15 protein-coding genes are annotated in these 14,260 nt (G+C 74.2%); 10 read left to right on the forward strand and 5 right to left on the reverse strand.

Annotation, left to right across the window (positions count from 1 at the left end):
- Nucleotides 1-113: 113 nt before the first annotated feature.
- Together ACH4K1_RS25325 and ACH4K1_RS25330 are read right to left on the reverse strand one after the other, a co-directional pair.
- Nucleotides 114-749: a hypothetical protein gene (locus ACH4K1_RS25325; protein WP_398091758.1), complete on the reverse strand. Its 636-nt coding sequence runs from the start codon at nucleotides 747-749 to the stop codon at nucleotides 114-116.
- Complete coding sequence (locus ACH4K1_RS25330; protein ID WP_398091759.1) at nucleotides 746-1,315, reverse strand: hypothetical protein; 570 nt, start codon at nucleotides 1,313-1,315, stop codon at nucleotides 746-748. The genes ACH4K1_RS25325 and ACH4K1_RS25330 overlap by 4 nt, the downstream gene beginning before the upstream one ends.
- A gap of 219 nt (nucleotides 1,316-1,534) precedes the next feature.
- Here ACH4K1_RS25330 and ACH4K1_RS25335 point away from each other — a divergent pair, with 219 nt between their 5' ends.
- Nucleotides 1,535-1,939 (forward strand): DUF1992 domain-containing protein, encoded by a 405-nt coding sequence (locus tag ACH4K1_RS25335; RefSeq protein ID WP_398091760.1) that lies wholly within the window; start codon nucleotides 1,535-1,537, stop codon nucleotides 1,937-1,939.
- Nucleotides 1,940-1,972: 33 nt separating this feature from the next.
- Nucleotides 1,973-2,470 (forward strand): GNAT family N-acetyltransferase, encoded by a 498-nt coding sequence (locus ACH4K1_RS25340; protein ID WP_398091762.1) that lies wholly within the window; start codon nucleotides 1,973-1,975, stop codon nucleotides 2,468-2,470.
- Between the two features lie 78 nt (nucleotides 2,471-2,548).
- Here ACH4K1_RS25340 and ACH4K1_RS25345 read toward each other — a convergent pair whose 3' ends face one another.
- Nucleotides 2,549-2,929, reverse strand: a complete 381-nt coding sequence (locus ACH4K1_RS25345) for a VOC family protein (RefSeq protein WP_398091763.1) — start codon at nucleotides 2,927-2,929, stop codon at nucleotides 2,549-2,551.
- 226 nt (nucleotides 2,930-3,155) lie between these two features.
- Between ACH4K1_RS25345 and ACH4K1_RS25350 the strand changes: the two genes are divergently transcribed.
- Nucleotides 3,156-3,698, forward strand: coding sequence for a DUF6328 family protein (locus ACH4K1_RS25350; protein WP_398091764.1), 543 nt, complete (start codon nucleotides 3,156-3,158; stop codon nucleotides 3,696-3,698).
- A 15-nt stretch (nucleotides 3,699-3,713) separates the two neighbouring features.
- Here ACH4K1_RS25350 and ACH4K1_RS25355 read toward each other — a convergent pair whose 3' ends face one another.
- Together ACH4K1_RS25355 and ACH4K1_RS25360 are read right to left on the reverse strand one after the other, a co-directional pair.
- Nucleotides 3,714-4,526, reverse strand: a complete 813-nt coding sequence (locus ACH4K1_RS25355) for a VOC family protein (RefSeq protein WP_398091765.1) — start codon at nucleotides 4,524-4,526, stop codon at nucleotides 3,714-3,716.
- 202 nt (nucleotides 4,527-4,728) lie between these two features.
- Complete coding sequence (locus tag ACH4K1_RS25360) at nucleotides 4,729-5,070, reverse strand: DUF6479 family protein (protein WP_398091766.1); 342 nt, start codon at nucleotides 5,068-5,070, stop codon at nucleotides 4,729-4,731.
- Between the two features lie 229 nt (nucleotides 5,071-5,299).
- On the opposite strand from ACH4K1_RS25360, the gene ACH4K1_RS25365 reads away from it, so the two are divergent.
- The 7 genes from ACH4K1_RS25365 to ACH4K1_RS25395 all read left to right on the forward strand — a co-directional run bounded on the left by ACH4K1_RS25365 (nucleotide 5,300) and on the right by ACH4K1_RS25395 (nucleotide 14,182).
- Nucleotides 5,300-5,689 (forward strand): hypothetical protein, encoded by a 390-nt coding sequence (locus tag ACH4K1_RS25365; RefSeq protein WP_398091767.1) that lies wholly within the window; start codon nucleotides 5,300-5,302, stop codon nucleotides 5,687-5,689.
- Between the two features lie 75 nt (nucleotides 5,690-5,764).
- Complete coding sequence (locus tag ACH4K1_RS25370; protein WP_398091768.1) at nucleotides 5,765-6,328, forward strand: 2Fe-2S iron-sulfur cluster-binding protein; 564 nt, start codon at nucleotides 5,765-5,767, stop codon at nucleotides 6,326-6,328.
- The gene (locus ACH4K1_RS25375) at nucleotides 6,325-7,326 is read left to right on the forward strand and encodes an FAD binding domain-containing protein (RefSeq protein ID WP_398091769.1); all 1,002 of its coding nucleotides are present in this window, start codon (nucleotides 6,325-6,327) and stop codon (nucleotides 7,324-7,326) included. Before ACH4K1_RS25370 ends, ACH4K1_RS25375 begins: the two co-directional genes overlap by 4 nt.
- A gap of 69 nt (nucleotides 7,327-7,395) precedes the next feature.
- Nucleotides 7,396-9,495, forward strand: a complete 2,100-nt coding sequence (locus ACH4K1_RS25380) for a xanthine dehydrogenase family protein molybdopterin-binding subunit (protein WP_398091770.1) — start codon at nucleotides 7,396-7,398, stop codon at nucleotides 9,493-9,495.
- Between the two features lie 179 nt (nucleotides 9,496-9,674).
- Complete coding sequence (locus ACH4K1_RS25385; protein ID WP_398091771.1) at nucleotides 9,675-10,133, forward strand: ATP-binding protein; 459 nt, start codon at nucleotides 9,675-9,677, stop codon at nucleotides 10,131-10,133.
- 190 nt (nucleotides 10,134-10,323) lie between these two features.
- Nucleotides 10,324-11,736, forward strand: coding sequence for an NADP-dependent succinic semialdehyde dehydrogenase (locus tag ACH4K1_RS25390; RefSeq protein WP_398091772.1), 1,413 nt, complete (start codon nucleotides 10,324-10,326; stop codon nucleotides 11,734-11,736).
- A gap of 49 nt (nucleotides 11,737-11,785) precedes the next feature.
- On the forward strand, nucleotides 11,786-14,182 hold the full coding sequence (locus ACH4K1_RS25395; protein ID WP_398091773.1) for a phosphoketolase: 2,397 nt from the start codon (nucleotides 11,786-11,788) through the stop codon (nucleotides 14,180-14,182).
- Nucleotides 14,183-14,260 lie beyond the last annotated feature (78 nt).

Here is a 14,260-nt window from a genome sequence, read left to right on the forward strand (position 1 = left end):
CCGCGGGGCCGGGGCGGGTCCGTGGGGCGCGCCCGGGGGCGGGCGCGGGGGGGGGGGGCGCCCCCCGGCCCCCCGGGGGCCCCCCCCCCCCCCCCCCGCGCCTCGGACCCCGGCTACAGGCGTACGAGCCGTTCGGTCAGATCCCGGTAGTGCTGGAGGGCGATCCGCAGGTCCTCGGTCTCCGCCGCCGCCGGAGCGTCCTCGCCCTTCCCCGCGCGCAGCTTCCGCCCGCGTTCCCGGAGGGCGGCCTCAAGACCCCCGACGACCTCCTCGAACGTGGCGTCGGCGTCCCGCACGGCCCGGCGCGGGTCCTCCACGAACCCGGTGACGGCCTGCTGGATGCGGGCGGCGAACGCCTCCCGCTGCTCCGGGGCGAACAGGGGGTGTCCGGCGCGCGGCCGGTCCTCGACGTGGCCTTCGGGGGAGGCGGGCCCGGCTCCCGGACCGGAAGCGGTCCGGGGGTCCGTCGCCGCGTCGTGGGGCGGGGGGACCGGCGCGGACGCGTCCGGGGCCATGGCGCCGGACGCGGGCCCGGGGGCGTGGGGGGAGAGGGGGCCCGCCCCGGCCGCGGGGGGTGCCGCGGGCTTCTCCACCGGCTCCGCCGCCCTCTCCCGGCCCGTGACGGTCCTCGTGGCCGTCCCGGGTGCGGCCGGCCGCCTGACGGGCGTGCCCGTGTCGATCGGTCCCGCGCCCTCCGGGAGGCCGGTGCCGCCGGGCGGGGGCGTCCTGTCGTTCGGTGCCTGCGTCATGATGCGCGGTGTCCCTTCACCAGATGTCCGTTGCCGTGTTCGCGCTGCGACCCGCCGTCGGCGAGGAGCGCTTCGAAGAGGCCGCGGGCGTCCATCAGCGCCTCGCGCATCTCCTCGGTGCTCGCGTTCCCGCTCCGCGCCGCGTGCACGCGCCGGTAGCCGTGGACGTGCGCGGCATGGTGGACGGAGAGCGCGTCCGCACGGTCCTCGCCCTCGGGGAAGCCGCGCTCCCGCGCCAGATCGGCCAGCAGCGCGTCGGCCTCGGCCAGCGACCGCTCCGGCGACTCGACGAACAGTTCCTGGGCGCTCGCCCAGCGGGCGGCGTAGCGTGCGCGGGCCTCCTCGGCCAGCGGCCGTTCCTCGAGGTGCCCGTGGCGCTTCACCCGATCGTCCAGCTCCCGCTCGGCCGCCTTGGTGTCACCGCCGTGCCGGGCGACGACGCGGTCGTACTCCGGTCCGAAACGGCCGCGCAGTCCCCGGCCGCCGGCCGTGCGCCCGCGCAGCAGCAGGAACGCGGCGATGGCCGCCACGACGACCACGGCGACGATGATGATCGCTGTCGTCACGGCTACCGCCCCCAACGTTCGTCGGCCGGTACGTAGCTCTGCTGTCGCACAGTGTTCAACCCCTCTCGGTCCGGGCCCGGCGACGACCGCCGGGCTGCGTGCAGGAGTTCGTGTACCCCCGGATCGCTGTTCGAGGCGGTCCCGCTCCGACCCGGACCCGGTGGAGACGGTGGGTAGGGTGGAACCGTCGGGATGAGCGGTGGGCCGGAGGGATGCGCCATGACGGAACGGAAGCCGCCCGGGGTCAGTTTCGAGTCCTGGGTCGACCGGCAGATCAGCGAGGCGGAGCAGCGCGGCGACTTCTCCCGGCTGCCGGGGTTCGGCAAGCCGATCGACGGCCTGGAGCGCCCGTACGACGAAGCCTGGTGGATCAAGCAGAAGATGCGGCGGGAGGGCGTGTCGGTGCTGCCGCCCGCGCTGGCCCTGCGCAAGGAGGTGGAGGACGTCCCCGGCGCGGTCTCCGCCGCCCGCAGCGAGGCGGAGGTGCGGCGCCTCCTGACCGCGGTCAACGAGAAGATCGAGCGGGCGCTGCGGATGCCTCCCGAGGGCCCGCCGCTCCGGCTGGCCCCCTTCGACGTGGACGAGGCCGTACGCCGCTGGCGCGAGGAACGACCGCCGGCCTGAACCCACCGCCTCCCGGTGCCCCATACTCGCCGTATGGGATCGAGAAGGCCGGGGCGGCGGGGCGGGCGCGCTCCACGGCACCCCGCCGTGGCGGTACGCCGGGCCGCGGCGTCCGACGCCGGACGGCTGACCCGGCTGGTCCGCGCCTCACGCGCCTACGAGGGACCGTACGCGCCGATGGTCGAGGGCTACCGGGTCGGACCGGACTACATCGAGACGCACCGGGTCTTCGTCGCCGAGGACGACGGGACGGGCCTGGTCCTCGGCTTCTACGCGCTGGTCCTCGACCCGCCCGAGCTGGACCTGATGTTCGTCGCCGACGCGGCCCAGGGGCGCGGCATCGGCCGCCTGCTCGCCGCCCATCTGCGCCAGGAGGCCCGCGGCCAGGGGCTCACGGGCGTCCGGATCGTCTCCCACCCGCCCGCCGAGGGCTTCTACCGGAGCATCGGCGCCGAACCCGTCGGCACGGTCCCGGCCGATCCGCCCGCGGTCCTGTGGGACCGGCCCGAACTCCTGCTCCGCGTCGGCTGAGTCCGCACTCCGCACGGCGGGGCCCGGCCGCGCACCCGCGACCGGGCCCCGTTCCGTACGGGAGGCTCCCGGTGGTGATCAGCCGCCGTACGGGCGGGTGATCAGCTCCAGCCAGTGGCCGCCGGGGTCGGGGAAGTACACGCCCCGGCCGCCGTCGTTGCGGTTGATCTCGCCGGGCAGCTTCCGCTGCGGATCGGCGTAGAACTCGATTCCCCGCGCCTGGATCCTCGCGAACGCGGCGTCGAACTCCGCCTCCGAGATGAGGAAGGCGTAGTGCTGCGGAACGATCGAATCAGCGGGAATCGTCGCGAAATCCAGGGTGACGTGGTTGGCGAGGACGACCGGGATGAACGGACCCCACTCCTCTCCGACCGTCAGGTCCAGCAGCTCCGCGAAGAATTCGGCGGACTCGCGGTTGTCCCGGCAGTGGACGATCGTGTGGTTCAACTCGACTGACACGGTGGAATGCCTCCAGGGGCATCTCACGGGCTACCTCCACGCCTCACCCGGACGGTGACCGACGCGCGATGCCGTGCGGTGATCATAACCGCGCGGGACGACCGGATCGAGGGGGTGAACAGCCGCCCGGGCCCATGGGATTGGCCCGGTCCCCCCGGGGCACCTGTACTTCCGGTCGAACGGGTGTGTCAGTGCGCCCGGTCGTTTCGAGACGAGGAGAGCGTCGATGTCGGAGACCAAGGGCAGAGGCCGGGACGAGACCCAGGAGGAGCGGGCGGACCGGCAGTGGTCCGAACTCCTCCAGGAGCTGCGCGTCGCGCAGACGGGGGTGCAGATCCTCTTCGGCTTCCTGCTCGCGGTGGTCTTCCAGTCCCGGTTCGAGGAGCTGGGCCACGTCGACCGGGCCATCTACGTCGTGACGGTGATGCTGGGATCGGCGACCGCTGCCGCGCTCATCGGCCCCGTCTCGTACCACCGGCTCCTCACCGGCCGCCGGATGAAGCCGCAGACCGTGATGTGGGCCTCCCGGATGACCGTCCTCGGGCTGGGGCTGCTCTTCTGCACGATGTGCTCGACGCTGCTGCTGATCCTGCGCGTTGCCCTGCACAACCAGCTGGCCCTCTGGCTGGTCGGCGCGATGGCCCTGTGGTTCCTGGCCTGCTGGTTCCTCTTCCCGCTCTGGGCCATCGCCAAGGGGCGGTCCGGCCCGCGCGAGAGCGCCGCGGGCGACGGCGCCGACACGTCCGACCGCAGGCGCGGGGACGCCTGAACGGCGGACCGCCGCTCAGGCCGGGCTGCGCGCCTCGGTGACGGCGAACAGCGCTCCGTCCGGATCCCGCAGGGTGACCTCGGCGCCCGCGAAGCCGGTGCGGTCCTCGACGACGACGCCGCCGTGCCGCTCGGCCGCGGAGACCGTCGCCGCCAGGTCCGCCACCGGGAACTGCACCTGCCAGTGCGGGCGCACCAGGGGGTCGACCGCGGCCTCCACGGCCCCCGAGCTGATCCGGGCCAGCGGGTGCCCCTGGCACCGCACGATGACCTCGTCGCCCTCGTACGCCACATCGCAGGCTCCCGGCCGCCCGCTCGCCCAGTCGAGGACCTCGCCGTAGAAGATCGCCGCGTCGAAGGCGTCCCGGGTGCGCAACCGCAGCCAGGCGTGCGCGTGGCCCTCCGGGGCCGGCGTCGAGGTGGAGGGCTCGATGCGCTGCCAGAGGCCGAACGACGCCCCGTCGCGGTCCGACGCCAGCACCCCGCGCCCCTTGCCGAGCGTCAGCGGCCCCACCGCCACGGTCCCGCTGCGCTCGCGCACCCGGGAGGCGGCCACGTTCGCGTCCCCCACCGCGAAGTAGGGCGTCCAGGCCACCGCGACCTGGTAGGCCGACGAGACCGCGAAGACGCCGGCGACCGGGACCTCGTCGCGGAGGGCGACCGAGAAATCCGCCCCGAGCCGCCCCGGGCGGAACGACCAGCCCAGCACCTGCCCGTAGAACCGCTGGGCGCTCTCCAGGTCCCGGGTCATCAGGGTGACCCAGCACGGTGCGGCCGGCCCGGTCAGCGGTGCCGCCGAGGAGGCCGTACGGGGGTCGCTTCCGGTCATGGTCCACTGCCTTCTTCGAGCAGCGGCGTCCTGCACGACCGCTGCGGTCCAGCAACCAGCGTCGACCGGCGGGCCCGGTCCCGCAAACGCGGAACCCGCGCGCAGCCCGGCGGGCAGGCCCGTGCGGGGACACCCCGAACGGCCGAGCCGGCCCTCTCCGCCCCTGATCCAGGGGCGGAGAGGGCCGGCTCGGCCGGACCCGTCAGCCGCGCGGCTGCTCCTCGTCGGGCGGCAGCGGACCGTTGCCGTGGTCCTTCAGCTCGTACGGGGACAGGGCGTGGCCGTCCGCGGGGAACCGGTCGGAGGAGTGCGGGTCGCGCTCCTCGATGTGCGCGCGCCGCTCCGGCTTCTCCGGCTGCTCGTGGGGCTGGGGCGGCGGCGGCTCGGCGTCGTGCTTGCGCTTGGTGAGGATGAAACCGCCGATCAGCAGGGCGACGACGGCCAGCCCCACCAGGGGCAGCGCCAGCCCGAGAGCTCCTGTGCCGTCCGCGAGCGTGGCCGCGACGGGAAGCCCGGCCGCATTGACTCCATTGAGAACATCCATGTCTTGCGCATACCCCGGGAGAAGGTCATCAGTCAGCTATTCACAGCAATTCATGTTTTATGGGTATCTCAGGGGAAACGAGTTTCAGGGCCGGGGCCCGGAACAGCCCTCCTGCCCGCTCCTCTGGAGCTCAAGACCTCTTCCGGGCACTTCCCGTGCCGCAGCCGGCCGGACGCGGGAGCGGCCCGGCGCGGTCCCGAAGGCCGGCAACCCAGCGGAAGGAACCACGGTGAACAGCACCCCCGAGCAGAGCGGCGACAACCACCCGGCGGACCGGGAGGTGGTGGTGTCGCTGAGCCGCTGCGAGGCGCAGGACGCGCGGACCGTGTTCGACGTGCTCACCGCGGCGTTCGCCTCCGACCACCCGATGGGCGAGACGCCCGAGTCGTCCTCGGGCCCCCGCCCGGACGTCTGGGTCACCACCGTCGACGTCTCCGAGCCCAAGGCCGACGCCGGCCCCGCCCGCCTCACCGCACCGGTCACGGTGGAGGCCCAGGGCGGCTACCGGGCCGTCGACCGGCTGCGCACCCACCTCGACGGCGCCTTCGCGGTGAGCGTCGTCGGCACGGCCGCCGGCGACCAGGAGCAGGAGGTCCGGCTGCGGCTGGAGAACCGCTGACGGCCCGCACGAGGACACGACCGGCACCACGGCCGCGGGGCGGGCCCGCCCCGCGGCGAAGCGAAAGGCGCGCGTATGGACTCCCTCGCTCTCGGAGCGGACCTCGAACCCGAACCGGTCGTCGACGCACACTCCGCCGTGACGTTGCGCGTCAACGGCGAGGAGACGACGCTGACCGTCGACCACCGCAGCATCCTCCTGGACACCCTGCGCGAGGACTTCGGCCTGACCGGCGCCAAGAAGGGCTGCGACCACGGCCAGTGCGGGGCCTGCACGGTCCTCGTCGACGGGCGGCGGGTCAACAGCTGCCTGCAGCTGACCGTCGCCCGGAACGGCTCCGCGATCACCACCGTGGAAGGGCTCGCCGACGGCGAGGAGCTGCACCCGCTGCAGCGCGCCTTCGTCGAGCGGGACGCCCTCCAGTGCGGCTTCTGCACCCCGGGCCAGATCTGCTCGGCCGTGGGCATGCTCCGCGAAGCCGCGGACGGCGCGCCCTCGCACGCCACCGAACCGGACACCGCCGCGACCGGACCGGTCGCGCTGGACGCCGACGAGATCCGGGAACGGATGAGCGGCAACCTCTGCCGGTGCGGGGCCTACCCCCGCATCGTCGAAGCCATCGAGGACGTGATCGCGTGAAACCGTTCGGCTATGTGCGCCCCGCCTCCACCGACGAGGCGGTCCGGCTCTGCGCCGCCGGTCCGGGCGCCCGCTTCCTGGGCGGCGGGACCAACCTGGTGGACCTGATGAAACTCGGCGTGGAGACGCCCCGGACCCTCATCGACGTCGCCGCCCTGCCGCTGGACCGGGTGGCCCGGACGGCCGAGGGTGGCCTGAGCGTCGGCGCCACCGTCCGCAACAGCGACCTCGCCGCCCACCCCGACGTGACCGAGCGGTATCCCGCGCTCTCCCAGGCGCTGCTCGCCGGGGCCTCCGGACAGCTCCGCAACTCCGCCACCACCGCCGGAAACCTGCTCCAGCGCACCCGGTGCCGCTACTTCCAGGACGTCTCCAAACCCTGCAACAAGCGGCTCCCCGGCTCCGGCTGCCCCGCGTACGAGGGGACCAACCGGGACCTCGCGATCCTCGGGTACTCACCGGAGTGCGTGGCGACCCATCCGTCCGACATGGCCGTGGCCCTCGCCGCCCTGGACGCCACCGTGGTCCTCATCGGGCCCGAGGGCGAACGGACCGTCCCCGTCGCCGAGTTCCACCGGCTGCCGGGGGAGAACCCGGACCAGGACACCGTGATCCGGCCCGGCGAGCTGATCACCGAGGTGGTGCTCCCGCCCCCCGCGCCCGGCGCCCCGTCCCGCTACCGCAAGGCCCGCGACCGGGCCAGTTACGCCTTCGCGCTCGTCTCCGTCGCCGCCACCCTCCGGGTGGAGGCAGGGCGCGTGGAGCACGCCACGCTGGCGTTCGGCGGCGTGGCGTCCCGGCCGTGGCGCGCCCGCAGGGCCGAGGCCGAGCTGCGCGACGCCCCCGCCACCTCCGCCGCCTTCCGGCACGCCGTGACCGCGGAACTGGCCGAGGCGCGACCGCTGAGCGACAACGCCTTCAAGGTGGACCTGGCCCTCCGGCTCGCCCTCGACGTACTGGGCGAACTCACCGAGCGGCAGCCCGCCCCCACGGGCTGAACGCCCCGACCGGTCGGCCCCCCGCCGGTCGAACGCGCCCGCCCCCGACGACCTCGAGGATCCCCCGCCATGACCACGCAAGCCCCGCAGTTCCCCGGTGCGCCCGTCGTCCGCAGAGAGGCCCGGGACAAGGTCACCGGCGCCGCCCGCTACGCGCTCGACCGCACGCCCGCCGGATGCCTGTACGCCTGGACCGTCCCGGCCACCGTCGCGGCCGGGCGCGTCACCGCCGTACGGGCCGTGGACGCCCTCGCCGTACCGGGCGTCCACTCCGTCCTCACCCACGACAACGCGCCCGAACTGCAGGAGCCCGACGACCCGATCCTCGCCGTGCTCCAGAACGACCGGGTTCCGCACCACGGCTGGCCGGTCGCCCTCGTGATCGCCGAGACCCTCGAAGCGGCCCGCACCGGGGCGGGGGTCCTGCACATCGAGTACGAACGCGATCCGCACGACGTCGTCCTCACCGAGGACCACCCCGGCCTCTACACGCCCGACGAGGCCAACGGCGGGGAACCCGCCCTGCGGGTGCGCGGCGACGTGGAGCGGGCCCTGGCGGCCTCGCGCGTCCAGGTGGACGCCACGTACCGGATGAGCCCGTTGCACAACCATCCGATGGAGCCGCACGCCGCCACCGCCGTGTGGGAGGACGGCCGCCTCACCGTCCACGACTCCAGCCAGGGGGCCACCAAGGTCCGCGAGAGCCTCGCGCAGGCGTTCGGCCTCGACCCGGACCGGATCACCGTGGTCTCCGAGCACGTCGGCGGCGGCTTCGGCTCCAAGGGCACCACCCGCCCCCAGGGGGTCCTGGCCGCGATGGCCGCCCGGCACACCGGCCGCCCCGTCAAGCTCGGCTTCCCCCGGGCCCAGCTCGCGGAGGTCGTCGGGTACCGGGCCCCCACCATCCAGCGGGTCCGGCTCGGCGCCGACCCGGACGGGACGCTCACCGCCGTCAGCCACGAGGTCGTCACCCAGACCTCCACCGTCAAGGAGTTCGTCGAGCAGGCCGCCGTGCCCGCCCGCGTCATGTACGCCTCGCCGAACAGCCGCACCGGACACCGGGTGGCCGCCCTCGACGTCCCCACCCCCTCCTGGATGCGCGCCCCGGGAGAGGCCTCGGGAATGTACGCGCTGGAGTCCGCCATGGACGAACTCGCCTCCGCGCTCGGCCTGGACCCGGTGGAGCTGCGGCTGCGCAACGACCCGGAGACCGAGCCCGACAGCGGCCGCCCCTTCAGCAGCCGGGGGCTGGCCGCCTGTCTGCGCGAGGGCGCGTCGCGGTTCGGCTGGCACGACCGCGACCCGCGCCCCGCCGCCTGCAGGGAAGGCCGCTGGCTCATCGGCACGGGCGTGGCCTCCGCGACGTACCCCGTCCTCGTCTCCCCGTCCACCGCGAGCGCCCACGCCGCGCCGGACGGCTCCCTGCACGTCTGGGTCAACGCCACCGACATCGGCACCGGGGCGCGCACCGTACTGGCCCAGATCGCCGCCGACGCGCTCGGCACCGCCCCCGAGGCCGTCCGCGTCGACATCGGCTCCACCGACCTGCCCGCCGCGCCCCTGGCCGGCGGTTCCTCCGGCACCGCCTCCTGGGGCTGGGCCGTCCACAAGGCCGCCGCCGCTCTCGCCGCCCGCCTCGCGGAGCACACCGGCCCCCTGCCGTCCGAGGGGATCACCACCACGGCCGACACCGAGGAGGAGGCCGGAGAGGAGTCCCCGTACGCCCGGCACGCCTTCGGCGCCCACTTCGCCGAGACGGCGGTCGACGCCGTCACCGGCGAGGTACGCGTACGCCGCCTCCTCGGCGTGTACGCCGCCGGACGCATCCTCAACGCGCGCACCGCACGCTCCCAGTTCACCGGCGGCATGGTCATGGGCATCGGCATGGCCCTCACCGAGGGCTGCGGCACCGACCCGGTCTTCGGGGACTTCACCGCCAAGGACCTCGCCGCCTACCACGTGCCCGTCTGCGCCGACACGGCCGACATCCAGGCGCACTGGATCGAGGAGGACGACCGCCACCTCAACCCGATGGGCAGCAAGGGCATCGGGGAGATCGGGATCGTCGGCACCGCCGCCGCCATCGGGAACGCGGTCCGCCACGCCACCGGCGCCCGGCTGCGGGAGCTGCCCCTCACCCCCGACACCCTCCTGCCCTACCTGCTGTGACCCGAGAACCCCTCCCACCGGCACGGACGGCTCCGCTGTTGCGCGTTCGGCGTACCGGCCCCACCCTGATGAGTGACCCAGAAGTGACCAGTGCTCACGCTGCGCGTTCGGGGGTCGTTCGTACGACGGGGTGACGTACGGCGGGGAGCACGTGGGCCTCGTGGTGAGGAGCCTCGACGATGACCGTTCCACCCGACCGGCTCTACTCGGTCGAACTGCAGGTGTCGGCAGAGCGTGTTTCCCAGGTGCGGCGGATCGTCGCCGCACACCTGCGCCACTGGAGTCTCGACCTGCACGTCCGGCCGGTCTGCCGGGCCCTGGACGAACTCCTGACCAACGTCCACCGGCATGTCGGCGACGGCCGCACCTGCGTCGTCGAACTCCACTGGACCGGACGGCGCGTGACCGTGTCCGTCGCGGACGACAGCGCCCGGATGCCCCGGCTGCTGCCGGCCGGCGGCGGGCTGAGCCGGGTGATGGCCCTGAGCGACAGCTGGGGCACCTGCCGGACCGCGGACGGCAAGGTGGTCTGGTTCACCCGCTACGCCCAGGCGCCCCGGGCGGCGGGGCTGCTCCCGCACACCCCGCTCCCCGGCGTCCGCACCGCCCGCCGCCTCCCCCTCGCGGCGCTCGGGTAACCGTCCCCGCGGGCGGCCCCCGCACCGGCCGACGCGGAACGTGCGGCCCGGACGCTCCGCCGGCCGGGCGGGGCGCCCCTCGCACGCATGATCCGCGCCGGCCGGGTACGCGCGGGGGAGGAACGGGCCGCGTTGCGCGCACCGGCGCGGGGCGGCACGGTCGGAGTATCCACGCAAGGAGGCCACTGCCATGCCCATCGCGACGGTCAACCCCGCGAACGGCGAACTGATCAGGTCTTTCGACGCCCTCGGGGACGAGGAGACCGAACGCAGGATCGCCGCCGCCGCGGAGACCTTCCGCCAGTACCGCACCACCCCCTTCGAGCAGCGCGCGGCGTGGCTGAACCGGGCCGCCGACCTCCTCGACGAGGATCGCGACACCATCGCCCGCACCATGACCCTGGAGATGGGCAAGCCCGTCACCGCCGCCCGCGCGGAGGCGGCCAAGTGCGCCAAGGCGATGCGGTGGTACGCCGCCCGGGCCGAGGGGCTGCTCGCCGACGAGCACCCGGACCCCGGCGACGTGCACGACTCGGGCGCCTCCCGCGCCCTGGTCCGCTACCGGCCGCTCGGCGTCGTCCTCGCCGTGATGCCGTGGAACTTCCCGCTCTGGCAGGTGGTGCGCTTCGCCGCCCCCGCCCTGATGGCGGGCAACGTCGGGCTGCTCAAGCACGCGTCGAACGTGCCGCAGACCGCGCTGTACCTGGAGGACCTCTTCCACCGCGCGGGCTTCCCCGCCGGCTGCTTCCGTACGCTGCTGATCGGCTCGGGCGCCGTCGAGGCCCTCCTGCGCGACCCGCGCGTCGCCGCCGCCACGCTCACCGGCAGCGAGCCCGCGGGCCGCTCCGTCGCCGCCACCGCGGGCGACGAGGTGAAGAAGACCGTGCTGGAACTCGGCGGCAGCGACCCGTACGTCGTGCTGCCCTCGGCCGACGTGGCCAAGGCCGCCGCCACCGCCGTCACCGCACGCGTCCAGAACAACGGGCAGTCCTGCATCGCCGCCAAGCGCTTCATCGTCCACGCCGACGTGTACGACGCGTTCGCCGAACGGTTCACCGAGGGCATGCGGGCCCTGACCGTCGGCGATCCGCTGGAGGAGGCCACCGACATCGGGCCGCTCTCCACCGAGCAGGGCCGCGCCGACCTGGAGGAACTCGTCGACGACGCCGTCGAACGGGGCGCCCGGGTGCTGTGCGGCGGGCGCCGGCCCGAGAAGCTCGGCGGCGGCCTGGACAACGGCTGGTTCTACGAGCCCACGGTGCTCGCCGGCATCACCACCGCCATGCGCGTCCACCGCGAGGAGACCTTCGGACCGGTCGCCACCCTCTACCGGGTCGCCGACCTCGACGAGGCGATCCACCTCGCCAACGACACCCCCTTCGGCCTCAGCTCCAACGTCTGGACCCGCGACGCGGGCGAACAGGAGCGCTGCGCCCGCGACCTGGAGGCCGGCGGGGTCTTCTTCAACGGGATGACCGCCTCGCACCCCGCCCTGCCCTTCGGCGGCATCAAGCGTTCCGGCTACGGCCGGGAGCTGGCAGGCCACGGCATCCGCGAGTTCTGCAACGTGACCACGCTCTGGTACGGACCCGAGGCGTCCTGACGCCCGCCCCACCGCCCGTGCGCCGTCAGCCGACGAGGAGACCAGCTCCGTGAGCGACACCCCGACCCCCTCCGCCCCCACCGCGCCCGCCCCCCTCACCGACGACGAACTCGCCGCGCTCGACGCGCACTGGCGCGCGGCCAACTACCTCGCCGTCGGCCAGATCTACCTGATGGGCAACCCCCTGCTGACCCGGCCGCTCGTCCCCGAGGACATCAAGCCGCGGCTGCTCGGCCACTGGGGCACCTCACCGGGGCTCAACCTCGTCCACACCCACCTCAACCGGGTGATCAAGGCCCGTGACCTGAGCGCCCTGTGCGTATGGGGGCCCGGCCACGGCGGGCCCGCCGTCCTCGCCAACTCCTGGCTGGAGGGCAGCTACTCCGAGACCTACCCCGACATCGGCCGGGACGCCGAGGGCATGGGGCGGCTGTTCAAACAGTTCTCCTTCCCCGGCGGCGTGCCCAGCCACGTCGCCCCCGAGACCCCCGGCTCCATCCACGAGGGCGGCGAACTCGGCTACGCCCTCGCCCACGCCTACGGGGCCGCCTTCGACCACCCGGAACTCCTCGTGGCCTGCGTGGTCGGCGACGGCGAGGCCGAGACCGGACCCCTCGTCGCCTCCTGGCACGCGAACAAGTTCCTCGACCCCGTCCACGACGGGGCCGTCCTGCCGATCCTCCACCTCAACGGCTACAAGATCGCCAACCCGACGGTCCTGGCCCGCATCCCCGAGGAGGAGCTGGAGCGGCTGCTGCGCGGCTACGGGCACGACCCGCTGTTCGTCACCGGCGACGACCCGTCCGCCGTCCACCGCGCCCTGGCCGCCGCCATGGACACCGCCCTCGACCGCATCGGCGCCCACCAGCGGGAAGCCCGTGAGGACGGCGCCACCGAACGCCCCCGCTGGCCCATGATCGTCCTGCGTACCCCCAAGGGCTGGACCGGGCCGAAGGAGGTCGACGGGCTTCCGGTCGAGAACACCTGGCGCTCCCACCAGGTCCCGCTCTCCGGCGTCCGCGACAACCCGGACCACCTGCGGCAGCTGGAAGCCTGGCTGCGTTCCTACCGGCCCCAGGAGCTGTTCGACGCCGACGGCCGCCCCACGGAGCAGGTCCTCGCCTGCCTGCCGGAGGGGGAGGCCCGCCTCGGCTCCACCCCGTACGCCAACGGCGGGCTGCTCCTGCGCGACCTTCCGCTGCCCGACCTCGCGGACCACGCCGTACGCGTCGACGCACCCGGCGCCGCCCTCCACGAGCCGACCAAGGTGCTCGGCGGCTTCCTGGAGAGCGTCATGGCCGCCACCGCGGGGCGCAGGGACTTCCGGGTGGTGGGCCCCGACGAGACCGCGTCCAACCGGCTCGACGCCCTCTACCGGGCCACCGGCAAGGCATGGCAGGCCGGCACGCTGCCGACCGACGAACACCTCGCCCACGACGGCCGGGTCATGGAGGTGCTCTCCGAACACCTCTGCCAGGGCTGGCTGGAGGGCTACCTCCTCACGGGCCGGCACGGACTCTTCTCCTGCTACGAGGCGTTCGCCCACATCGTCGACTCGATGGTCAACCAGCACATCAAATGGCTGCGCACCTCGCGCCGGCTGCCCTGGCGGCGGCCCATCGCCTCGCTCAACTACCTGCTGACCTCGCACGTCTGGCGCCAGGACCACAACGGTTTCTCGCACCAGGACCCCGGCTTCGTCGACCACATCCTCAACAAGAGCCCCGAGGCCGTCCGCGTCTACCTCCCGCCGGACGCCAACACCCTGCTCTCGGCGGCCGACCACGCGCTGCGCAGCCGGGACTACGTCAACGTGATCGTCGCCGGGAAGCAGCCCACCTTCGACTGGCTCACCCTGGACGAGGCCCGCGCCCACTGCGCGCGCGGCGCCGGGGCCTGGGCGTGGGCCGGCACCGAGGACGGGAGCCGGGAGCCGGACGTGGTCCTCGCCTGCGCCGGGGACGTCCCCACCCAGGAGACCCTGGCCGCCGCCGACCTGCTCCGCCGCCGTCTGCCGGAGCTGGCCGTCCGCGTGGTCAACGTCGTCGACATCGCCCGCATGATGCCCGACACCGAGCACCCGCACGGCATGCCGGACTCCGAGTACGACGCCCTGTTCACCCGCGACAGGCCGGTCGTCTTCGCCTACCACGGCTACCCGTGGCTGATCCACCGGCTCGCCTACCGCCGCGCAGGCCACGCCCACCTCCACGTACGCGGCTACCGGGAGGAAGGCACCACGACCACCCCGTTCGACATGGTGGTCCGCAACGACCTCGACCGCTACCGGCTGGTCATGGACGTCATCGACCGGGTGCCCGGCCTCGGCGTCCGCGCCGTCGCCCTGCGCCAGGAGATGGCGGACGCCCGCACCCGCCACCATGCCTGGATCCGCGAGCACGGCACGGACCTGCCCGAGGTCGCCGAGTGGAAGTGGAGCGGCTGACACCGGTGTTCGCCGGGGCCCCTGCAGGCCGAGGGAGGCGATGCGCGATCATGGACGGCGATCCTGCCGGTACCGAGA

The sequence above is a fragment of the Streptomyces sp. NPDC017448 genome (genome assembly GCF_044330565.1).
Lineage (GTDB): Bacteria > Actinomycetota > Actinomycetes > Streptomycetales > Streptomycetaceae > Streptomyces.

Coding starts and splice junctions, on each gene's coding strand:
- ACH4K1_RS25335 (WP_398091760.1), top strand. CDS start 1,535: ATGACGGAACGGAAGCCGCCCGGGGTCAGTTTCGAGTCCTGGGTCGAC.
- ACH4K1_RS25360 (WP_398091766.1), bottom strand. CDS start 5,070: ATGGATGTTCTCAATGGAGTCAATGCGGCCGGGCTTCCCGTCGCGGCC.
- ACH4K1_RS25355 (WP_398091765.1), bottom strand. CDS start 4,526: ATGACCGGAAGCGACCCCCGTACGGCCTCCTCGGCGGCACCGCTGACC.
- ACH4K1_RS25325 (WP_398091758.1), bottom strand. CDS start 749: ATGACGCAGGCACCGAACGACAGGACGCCCCCGCCCGGCGGCACCGGC.
- ACH4K1_RS25390 (WP_398091772.1), top strand. CDS start 10,324: ATGCCCATCGCGACGGTCAACCCCGCGAACGGCGAACTGATCAGGTCT.
- ACH4K1_RS25370 (WP_398091768.1), top strand. CDS start 5,765: ATGGACTCCCTCGCTCTCGGAGCGGACCTCGAACCCGAACCGGTCGTC.
- ACH4K1_RS25380 (WP_398091770.1), top strand. CDS start 7,396: ATGACCACGCAAGCCCCGCAGTTCCCCGGTGCGCCCGTCGTCCGCAGA.
- ACH4K1_RS25350 (WP_398091764.1), top strand. CDS start 3,156: ATGTCGGAGACCAAGGGCAGAGGCCGGGACGAGACCCAGGAGGAGCGG.
- ACH4K1_RS25340 (WP_398091762.1), top strand. CDS start 1,973: ATGGGATCGAGAAGGCCGGGGCGGCGGGGCGGGCGCGCTCCACGGCAC.
- ACH4K1_RS25385 (WP_398091771.1), top strand. CDS start 9,675: ATGACCGTTCCACCCGACCGGCTCTACTCGGTCGAACTGCAGGTGTCG.